7 protein-coding genes are annotated in these 9,738 nt (G+C 60.2%); all 7 read left to right on the plus strand.

What is annotated here, in order from left to right:
• The first annotated feature begins 184 nt into the window (after positions 1 to 184).
• Positions 185 to 1,273, plus strand: coding sequence for a polysaccharide biosynthesis/export family protein (locus C2862_RS21955; protein ID WP_229467550.1), 1,089 nt, complete (start codon positions 185 to 187; stop codon positions 1,271 to 1,273).
• A 16-nt stretch (positions 1,274 to 1,289) separates the two neighbouring features.
• Entirely contained in the window at positions 1,290 to 3,575 is a 2,286-nt protein-coding gene (locus tag C2862_RS21960) for a polysaccharide biosynthesis tyrosine autokinase (RefSeq protein WP_136222638.1), read from the plus strand.
• A gap of 215 nt (positions 3,576 to 3,790) precedes the next feature.
• Positions 3,791 to 5,125: a lipopolysaccharide biosynthesis protein gene (locus C2862_RS21965; RefSeq protein WP_136222640.1), complete on the plus strand. Its 1,335-nt coding sequence runs from the start codon at positions 3,791 to 3,793 to the stop codon at positions 5,123 to 5,125.
• The gene (locus tag C2862_RS21970) at positions 5,122 to 6,381 is read left to right on the plus strand and encodes a glycosyltransferase (RefSeq protein ID WP_136222642.1); all 1,260 of its coding nucleotides are present in this window, start codon (positions 5,122 to 5,124) and stop codon (positions 6,379 to 6,381) included. The genes C2862_RS21965 and C2862_RS21970 overlap by 4 nt, the downstream gene beginning before the upstream one ends.
• Position 6,382: 1 nt before the next feature.
• Complete coding sequence (locus C2862_RS21975; protein ID WP_136222644.1) at positions 6,383 to 7,591, plus strand: hypothetical protein; 1,209 nt, start codon at positions 6,383 to 6,385, stop codon at positions 7,589 to 7,591.
• Positions 7,592 to 7,737: 146 nt separating this feature from the next.
• The gene (locus tag C2862_RS25385; protein WP_168710142.1) at positions 7,738 to 8,463 is read left to right on the plus strand and encodes a hypothetical protein; all 726 of its coding nucleotides are present in this window, start codon (positions 7,738 to 7,740) and stop codon (positions 8,461 to 8,463) included.
• Between the two features lie 391 nt (positions 8,464 to 8,854).
• Positions 8,855 to 9,649, plus strand: coding sequence for a right-handed parallel beta-helix repeat-containing protein (locus tag C2862_RS25390; RefSeq protein ID WP_168710143.1), 795 nt, complete (start codon positions 8,855 to 8,857; stop codon positions 9,647 to 9,649).
• Positions 9,650 to 9,738 lie beyond the last annotated feature (89 nt).

The raw sequence follows: 9,738 nt of genomic DNA on the forward strand, positions 1-9,738 counted from the left end.
ATGCACCGGTGAAGCGATCTTCGCCTGTCCGTACCTGCCTCGCCTGAGTCAGCCGTTTGATATGCAGCAAAGCCGCCTGTGATGAACGCCGTACGCTGAGTTAGTCAGCAATAGAACGACAGTCCATTTCACAGGCCATGTCATGAATTTTCCAACAGAAATTTTGCGTTGGCGCTTAGCCGCCGTGGCAACCGTATTCCTGCTGGGCGGCTGCACCACCGGCATGCAGTTCCATGCACAGGACAGCAAGGGCAACGCCGAGCCTGCGCCACCGACCGAGATGATCACCGAAGAGCTGATCGCGGCCGAGAAGCGGGTCAATGCACAGCAGGGCGAGCAGAACCTCTCGCGGCTGATGGTGCCGCATCCGCCGCCTTACACCATCGGGCGCGGCGACGTGCTCGCCATCGTCGTCTGGGACCATCCCGAGCTGGCGGGCGGCGGCGTAACGGCGGCCACCGCCGCGGCCGATGCCAATGGCACCGGGGCCAACAGCAACTCCAACGCGCCGCAGCCGGGCTTCGTGGTCGACCACCAAGGCCGCATCCAGTTTCCCTTCGCCGGCCTGCTGCCGGTCGAAGGCCTGACCGAGGAAGCGGCGCGCGCGCTGCTGACGCAAAAGCTGGCGCGCTACATCGCCAACCCGAACATTACGTTGCGCGTGCAGGCCTACCGCAGCAAGCGGGTCTACATCGACGGCGAAGTCAAGCAACCCGGCCTGCAGGCGATCAACGACATCCCGATGACCCTGGTCGAGGCCCTGAACCGCGCCGGCGGCCTGCTGCCCACTGCCGACCAGAGCCGCATCGCGCTCGAGCGGGGCGAGACGCGCTACAGCATCAACCTGCGCGACCTGGTCCAGAAAGGCATCAACCCGGGCAACATCATGCTGGCGCCCGGCGACGTCGTACGCGTGCACTCGCGCGACGAAAGCAAGGTCTTCGTCTCCGGCGAAGTCGTCCAGCCGCGGGCGCTGACGATGCACAACGGACGCCTGACATTGAACGAGGCGCTGGGCGAGACGGGCGGCATCAGCCCGCTGAGCGGCGACGCGCGCCAGATCTACGTCGTACGCAAGACGCCCGAACGCACACGTGTGTTCCAGCTCGACGCCCGGTTGACCGGCTCGCTTGCCATGGCCGAGTCCTTCGAGCTGCGCCCGAAAGACGTGGTCTACGTCGCCGCTTCGCCACTGGCGAACTGGAACCGTCATCTCAGCCTGCTGTTCCCTGGCGCGCTCACCTCCGCGGTCGGCGTCACCACCCGTCCGTGAGTATCGGAGACAAGCTATGACCAAGCCAACCGACCACCTCCCGATGGCCCATGTGGCGCATAATCCGCCGATCCTGAGCATGCCCTTCGATCCGCGGCCCAGCCTGAACGCCGTCGACGAGCCGGCGGCCGACCTGAAAGGGCATTTCAACACCCTGTACGACAACCGCTGGCTGATCGGCGGCATCACCGCGCTGATCACCCTGATCGCAGTCCTGTACGCGCTCGTGGCCAAGCCTGTCTACGAAGCGAACCTGATGATCCACGTGGAGGAAGAAAGCCCGAATGCCTCCAAGAACATCCTGAGCGAAGCGTCCTCCCTGTTCGAAACCAAGAAGGCTGCCATTGCCGAGATGGAGCTGCTGCGCTCGCGCATGGTCGTCTCGCAGGCGGTCGACAACCTGCAGCTCTACATCGAGGTTCAGCCCAAGTACTTCCCGGTGGTCGGCTTCTGGTTCGCGAACCAGAACAACGGTGCGCTCTCGAATCCCGGGCTGTTCGGCTACGGCGGCTATGTCTGGGGCGGCGAAAAGGCCGAGGTCACGGTCTTCGACGTGCCCGAAAGCTGGCTCAACCGCGAGTTCACGATCACCGCGCGCGGCATCAACCGCTACCACTTTTCCGGCGGCGGCCAGCGCCTTGCCTTCGACGGCACGGTAGGCCAGCGCTACCGCGTACCGACGCCGGACGGCATCATGGAGATCAAGGTCGACCGCCTGTATGCCAATCCCGGCGCGCGCTTTCGCCTCAAGCGCAAATCGCGTCTGGGTACCATCCAGGAAATCCAGACGGCCATGGTCATCACCGAGCAGGGCAAGCAGTCGGGTGTGATCGAGGTCAAGCTGCGAGGCGAGAATGCCAAACGCGCCAATGCCTTGCTCAGTGAAATCGGTCGCGAATACATGCGCCAGAACCTGGCGCGCAAGACCGAGGAAGCAGAAAAATCGCTCGCTTTCCTGAACAAGCAGTTGCCGATCCTGAAGCGCCAGCTGGAACAGTCCGAGGACCGCTACAACCAGTTCCGTAATTTGCACGGTACGGTCGACCTGCGCGAAGAAGGAAGGATGAGCCTGGCGCAGGCGACCGCGGCGAAGGCGCGCCGGATGGAGCTGCTGCAGAAAAAAACCGAACTGCTCGCACGCTTTACCGAAGACCATCCGATCGTCGCCGCGATCAACCGCCAGCGCAAGGAAGTCGACGCCGAGATCGAGGCAATCGCCGCGCGCATCAAGACTTTACCAGTGCTCGAACAGGACGAGGCGAGGCTGACGCGTGACATCAAGGTCAATACCGACCTGTACACGGCACTGTCGAACACCGCGCAGCAGTTGCGCCTGATTTCCGTCGGGCGCGTCAGCAACGTGCGCCTGATCGACGCACCGATGGCGCCGGAAAAGCCGGTCCGGCCGAACCGCCCGGTGATCGTCGCACTCGCGGTCATCATCGGCATGGTGATCGGCGGCGCTATCGCGTTTGCACGCAAGGCACTGTCGGGCGGTATCGACGCCCCCCAGCAGGTGGAACGCATGCTGGGTTCTCGCGCGGTGTACGCGACGATCCCACACAGCATCATTCAGGAGAAACTGACGCGCAGGGTCAGGGGAGAGCGTGGACCGCTGCCGCTTCTGGCCGAGATCATGCCCGAAGACCCCGCGATCGAAAGCCTGCGCAGTTTCCGTTCGGCGCTGCTGTTCGCGATGCCGCACTTTAAGAATAACGTCGTCATGCTGGCAGGTCCGACCTGCGGGCTGGGCAAGTCCTTCGTCGCGGCCAATTTCGCAGCCGTCATGGCGTCGAGCGGGAAACGGGTGTTGCTGCTGGACGCCGACTTCCGTAATGGCCAACTGCACCGCTATTTCGGGGTGGGCCGCGAGCAGGGCCTGTCAAAGGCGATCAATGGCGAAATCGCGGTCGAACAAATCATCCACCGCGGCGTGCTCGACAACCTCGATTTCATCCCCACCGGGCCGCTTCCGCCCAACCGCTCCGAGTTCCTGCTGCACCCGAACTTCGGCAGCATGCTGGAATCCATCAGTCCCAATTACGACCTGATGCTGATCAATTCGCCGCCGATCCTGTCCGTGGCCGACGCACTCGTCATCGGCAGCCACGCCGGCGCCGTATTCATCCTCACCCGCGCCGGGGTCACCACCGCATCGGAAATCAACGAGTCGATCAAGCACCTCAACCACGCCGGCATCGCGCCGCAAGGAGTGCTGTTCAACGACATGGCCACGTCGTCGCTGTACTGGCGGCAGCCGGAGCCAAGACGCGAGGCTGCCCATCTGGAATATTCGGCCTAGCGTCTGATGGCGCGGCGTCGGGCCGCTCCAGAGCATGCCGCGGCTTTGGAGGGGCGCCAGCGCCGATTGCACCTCGAACACTGCGGGCAAGCCTCCATTAAAAGGGTCGTTACCGATGCCGGCGCGCTCGGGCTGCTGCGTTTTGTCAACGGAGATGAACTGCCTGCCTTTCATAATCGAACAAGCTGTATCGCGCGCAACCCGCCAAGCCAACGATGAAGACAATGATGAAAAGCCTTTTTGGCGCCTTCGCATTAGGGCGATCTCCGGATTCGCGCTTGAACCTTTCTGCGACCATTGGTGCGACGGTCGCCCGCCAGATTATGACCGGTGGTTTGACCTTGGCCGCGATGGCGATTACCGCGCGGGCCCTCGGGCCGGCGGGCAACGGGGTTCTTGCCACGGCGCTCTTGCTGCCGCAGGCGCTGTACGCATTTCTCAACCTCGGTGTAGGCGCCAGCCACGTGTACCACCTGAGCTCCGGCATCGGCAATCCGCGGCGAATGCGTGCCGTAAACTGGGTACTTGCGGTTCTGCTCTGGAGCGCGGTGGCGCTGGTGGTGGTGGCAAGCAGCAAACAACAGATCTCCACTTACTTGCCCGGCGTTGACAAGGGCCTGGCCTTGTATGCCAGCTTGCTGTTCCCACTGCTGCTGCTGGCAGCCTGGTCGGCGTCGATGATCCGGGGGCAGCGCGACTACCGGGCCTACAACAAAACACTATTGGTCCACCCGTTCGTATTTTTCGCCACGGTTGCCATATTGGGCGCGACCGGTACGCTCAGCGTCACGGCCGTTGTGACGGCTCACCTCCTGGGACAGCTGTCGCTCTGGATGATGAGCGAAGCGCGGCTCGGAAAGAACGGCACCGCCGCCTCCGGCGAGTACCAACTGCGGGATGCGATTGCATTCGGCCTGCGCTCCCACCTCAGCAACGTCATCACATTTCTCAACTACAGGCTGACCTTGTATCTGGTCAGTTTCATGCTGGGTGCCAGCGCGACAGGAAGCTATGCGCTGGCGGTGCAACTGGCCGAGATGCTGTGGCTGTTTTCCGGAGCCGCGTCCTCGATCGTGTACCCCGAGTCGGCCGCCAACAGCAAGTCGCCGGCGGCCCTGGATGCGATGGTGAAGAGAATAGCGAAATTGGTGGGGCAGGTGACTCTGGGAGGCGCGTTGGTCGCGGCGGCGCTCGCCCCGTTTGCGCTTCCCCTCGTGTTCGGCAAGGACTTCAAAGCGAGCGTTGCGCCGTTCATCATTTTGCTGCCCGGGATAGTCGCCTGGAGCTATATGAGCATTCTGTCGAACGCGCTTGCCGGCTTGGGCTGCCAAAAGGTCAATGTCCAGGGTGCGCTCCTGTGCCTGGCGATCAATGTCGTCTGCGCGGTGCTCGCCATGCCGGTCCTGGGAACAAGTGGTGCGGCACTCGCGTCGACCGTCGCCTTTTCGAGTACCGCCCTCTATACGGTGTTCATGTACAGGAAAATCATCGCAACGAAACAGGCAAACGCCAGCGGCGCGCCGATCCCTCGAGTGGAGACTAGTGAATGAAACGGAAACGCGTGCTGTTGGTGACCACCTCCTATCCTTACGGCCGAGGCGAAGCCTTCGTCAGAGCCGAACTGCAATACCTCTCCCAGTGCTTCGACGAGGTCGAACTGGTGCCGAGTTTTTATGTACCGGACACCGTACCGCGTCCCACCGCGCTGCCAGTCAATCTGGAGTATGCGAATGCGCGCTGGGGAACTGCACGACACTTCACCGTGATCAGCTCGTTCCTGGGGGGATTGTGGAGATATCCATGGCTCGATGACGTCCTGCGTGTTCTGCGCGGAGCACATCGCTGGGTGAACCTGAAGGAATTGGGGCGTGCCTTGTACCGTGCTTGCCTGTTTGAGCGCTTTCTGGTCGAACAGGTCGGGAAAGCAAACAAGGAAATCGACATCGTCTATTTTTACTGGATGTTCCCGGAAATCATGGGAGCGATCCGTTACCGGGACGTGTACCAGCCCTCGCTCAAAATCGTATCGCGCGGGCATGGCGGCGACCTGTACGAGGAACGTCGTAGCGGCCGTTATGCCGGTTTGCGACGCGGCGTGCTGGCCGGGATCGACGCGGTCTATACCATCTCGGACCACGGAAAAGCCTACGTGGGACGCGAGCACCCGATGGTGGCGCCAAAATGCTTTACGGCGCGACTGGGGGTAGATGACCCCGGGTTTGCGAATGCCCAGCCGCAAGAGGGCGCATTCTCGCTTCTCTCCTGCTCGTTCGTCGTAGAAGAGAAGCGCTTGCACCTGATTGTCGACGCGATCGCCCATCTGCTGGAGGCGGATCCATCGCTGGACATCCGTTGGACCCACGTTGGGGACGGCGAACTATATGAACAATTGCGGGAATACGCCAAGTCCAGGCTCGAGGGACGGGCCGACCTCGTGTTCAAGGGCTACCTTTCGCAGCAGGATCTGATGCGGCTGTATCGGGAGCAACGCTTTGATGTGATCGTCAACGTCAGCTCGAACGAAGGAATTCCTGTCAGCCTCATGGAGGCCAGTTCGGTCGGCATCCCGATGGTGGCAACCGACGTTGGCGGAAACCGCGAGATTGTCAACGAAAGCAACGGGGTCCTGATTCCGGCCGATGCCGATATTCCCACCATCGCCAACGCGCTCCTTCGCTTCCACGACAGGGCGTCGGCCTCCGCGTATCGAGCGCGTGCGCGCTCCGAATGGCAGAACAACTATAACGCCGCCCACAATTATTCGCGCTTCGGCCAGTCCCTGGCCGACATGGCGTCCGGTTCCTGATATGAACGCGTCGAACCGCCGGGAATCGCGTCTGGTCTTCCTGACATTTTTCTGCACTCTGTTCCTGTTCTTCACACCGTTTGAGCAAGGCGGTCCGAATCCGTCGATGCTGCCGAAATATCTGGCGGGGGGAGCCTCATTGGTCCTGCTGTTCCCGTTCGCAACGATGCGGCCTTTGCGGCTGCGCGCGCCGGTTGTCCATGTGTTCTGCGCCATGGTGTTCATTCTTCTGCACGCAACGCTCATCAAATCTGGCCCCGCCCATTTCGCCTTGCTCATCCTGGCCGACATGTCCGCGGCCATGCTCCTGTATGAGCTCTCTTTCCATTGGCGGCGGGAATTCCAGTCGGCGGTGGGATGCTTGCTGTTCATTAACGCTGTGTTTATCGGATTGCAAGCCGTGCTGTATTACGGGACCTCGGCCGGGATGGTCGACTTTTACAAGATGCTGTTCGGCGCAGACAGCCGATTCGCGGAAGATTATCTGAACATTACGCGATTTTCCGGGTTCCACGTTGAACCGGGTACCTATGCGAATTATATTGGCTGCCTGCTGGCGATCATGATGCTGGTCTCGCAATTCAGCGAACGGCTGCTGTTGCTGACGTGTGCATCGATCATCGGCATTTTCTTGACCAATTCGGGTTCGTCGGTATATTTCGTCCCGCTGGTGACGGTGCTGGCTCTCTACTTATGGCGAAAAAACGTCAAGACCGTCCATCTTTTGGTCCTCGCCGCCGCAATCTCTACCTACCTGCTTGCCTCCGGGATCGTGACGCACCTGGAGGAACGCTTCATCCACCAACCGAGTGACAGCAGCTTGTCGCACCGGATTCTAGGTGTGGCCGCGTACGTCGCCACGAGTCCGGAAGAAAAGTTCATCGGCGTCGGCTTCGTGCAGGATCCGTGCTTCCGTTGCTACTACCAGGACATTGGCGCCCTCTTCAACCTGAGCACACGCGGCGGTGCGGTGATGTGGCTCGCCATGTTGGGAATGCTCTTGCGGATGATCCGGGTGAACGGGCTCATTTTGGCCACCCTCCTGGTCTTGTTGCCCTTGAACGAGAAGATGTTCTTCTACGAGCCGCCCTTGTGGCTGTTCGTATTGTTCGCGCTAACCGGACCGGGCTACGTTGCGCGACGTAGCGCTGCCGGGGCGGGGGTAGTGCAGGCCAGCGGGCCAGCTTCTCTGAGCGGACGGTTGCAGTAGAGCGCTTGGGCGTCCTGGTCATTTGAATATTGGTTGACTGGACGATTTGACACATCTCTGCATTTGCCTGCGCCTACCATTCTAGACTTAGCAACATTCTCGCATTTCAGCAGCGCGCTGACCGAAAGGACTTGCCGATGTCAAACATGAAACCGAATGCCCAGGACTTAGCCATGCTCCGCCGACTATTTGGGTGGCATGCAGTTCCATGGACTGACGTTTTTTGCGAGGCGGTCAGCCGTCTGGAAACGCAGCCTCGGACGGTTCTGGAAGTGGGTGCATCAGGAGTATCTGCGCCGTCGCTGTACTTCCTGAGCAAAGGGGCCGCGGTAGACGTCACATGTTACGCAGATGATGAGTTGCCGAGCTTGAAAGCGTTTTGCAAATCCATTTGTGAGGAATACCGTTTGCCGATGCCGTCCGTAAGGACGCACGATGTATTTTCGGCAACGAGACAAACTTATGACGTGGTCCTCCTGAAGGGCGTCCTCGGAGGCTTGGACCGCAATCACAATTTGCAGGAATTCTCCAGGGCCATCGACTGCTGCAAGGGTATGTTGTCAGAAAAAGGGCGGCTTATCATTCTTGATAAGGGTTGGTGTTCTCCCGTCCACAATTTGTTCCTCCGGCGCTTTGGCGATGCGGGGCGCGCTAACTGGCATTACTTTTCACAGGAAGAGCTCGAGGCTCTGGCCGTCAACGGCGAGCGGCCGGAGGTCATCTGGAAAGGATTTGCAAGTGTGGGAACCATGCCGTCCAAGGGCCTCCAACGCTTTGCCGACATCCTCGATACCCGCATCTTCAATCGCTTCCTATCTCAAAAGGGAACCGTGTTTGCAGCTCTGTACGGTAATGATGCGGGACATAGATAACGCGAGTAGGCGTGGGCGGCTTAGCTTTTCCTTTCCGGTTCCTCTAGCGGAAGGCAGTACGCGAGCTGGAGCCGAGGAGGGCGGCTCCACTTCGGCGGGGACTGGCTCCCTGTGCCACGGTGTCGGCGCACTGCGGCTGGTAGTTGGTCTCCTGGCGGCCTCGGTGGTGCTTGGCTACCCATCGTCGGCACTAGCGGGAAACGCAAGGTGCAATTACTACATCGCCCCCAACGGCTCTGACAACGGGGCAGGGACGCTTGCTTCTCCCTGGAAGACGATTGTCTACGCTAGTGCAAGATTAACCCCTGGAAAGACACTATGTGCGCGTGGCGGCCTCTACTACGGGCAGGCAGGGCTCATCTGGAAATCTTCCGGAACGGCCAAGGCACCAGTGACTTTCAAAAATTATCCGGGGGAAAAGCCTGTCTTTGACGGACAGTGGGGCGACACCGGGACTGCCGGTGACTTTCTTATCTTCTCGAACAGCTCCCACGTCGTCGTCGATGGCATCACCGCCCAGCACTTCGCGGATAAGCACGGCAATGGCACCATCGATCTTCACGATGGACTGGGTCCGGTCGATGACATTACTATTCAAAATAATACATTCATCGACAACGGCAGCCATACGGCGCAAGACCACCACATTTATATCGCAGCCGGCGCGACCAACGTCACCATCCGGAACAATCTGTTTATCCGGGCCTCTGGCGCCGCCATCCAGGCCTATCATAAGCCTGCCTCAAGCGGTATCAGGATTTATAACAACGTGATGATCGGCGGCACATTGAAATGTGCCGAGAGCAAAAAAAACCCTTGCTCAGCGAGCGCCACACAGCAATGGGGCGTGATCATCGGTGATGCCAAATCCACACAGATCTACAATAACACCATCTACGGCATGCAATATGGTATCGATTTCAACTACGGTACCATCACCACCGGACCTTACACAGTCAAGAACAACCTCATTGTGAACAGTGCCGTCGCTGGGATCCGCATCACATCTGCTTATGCGCCGCATTTCAAGAGCGATTACAACGGGTTCTCAGGCAATCTCAGGGACATCAACTGGAAGGGGACGGACATGAGCGCTGCCGAGTTTGCCGCTGCCACAAGCCATGAGCGCCACGCGGTCCATGCCGACCTGAATCGCCCCGGCTTTCGTGGAGGCCGGTTAGTGTGAGTCAGGCCGGAATGGCTTGACTGCTCAGTTGCTTGTAATAGTTTGCCTCAGCTTCGGCTGGCGGTATATAGCCGAGCGGTGCGAGTAGG

The organism is Massilia sp. Mn16-1_5, from assembly GCF_004798585.1.
GTDB lineage: Bacteria > Pseudomonadota > Gammaproteobacteria > Burkholderiales > Burkholderiaceae_D > Telluria.

Excerpts from the sequence above, each read along its gene's own strand:
- C2862_RS21960 (WP_136222638.1), top strand. The coding sequence starts at position 1,290 with ATGACCAAGCCAACCGACCACCTCCCGATGGCCCATGTGGCGCATAAT.
- C2862_RS21965 (WP_136222640.1), top strand. The coding sequence starts at position 3,791 with ATGAAGACAATGATGAAAAGCCTTTTTGGCGCCTTCGCATTAGGGCGA.
- C2862_RS21970 (WP_136222642.1), top strand. The coding sequence starts at position 5,122 with ATGAAACGGAAACGCGTGCTGTTGGTGACCACCTCCTATCCTTACGGC.
- C2862_RS21975 (WP_136222644.1), top strand. The coding sequence starts at position 6,383 with ATGAACGCGTCGAACCGCCGGGAATCGCGTCTGGTCTTCCTGACATTT.
- C2862_RS25385 (WP_168710142.1), top strand. The coding sequence starts at position 7,738 with ATGAAACCGAATGCCCAGGACTTAGCCATGCTCCGCCGACTATTTGGG.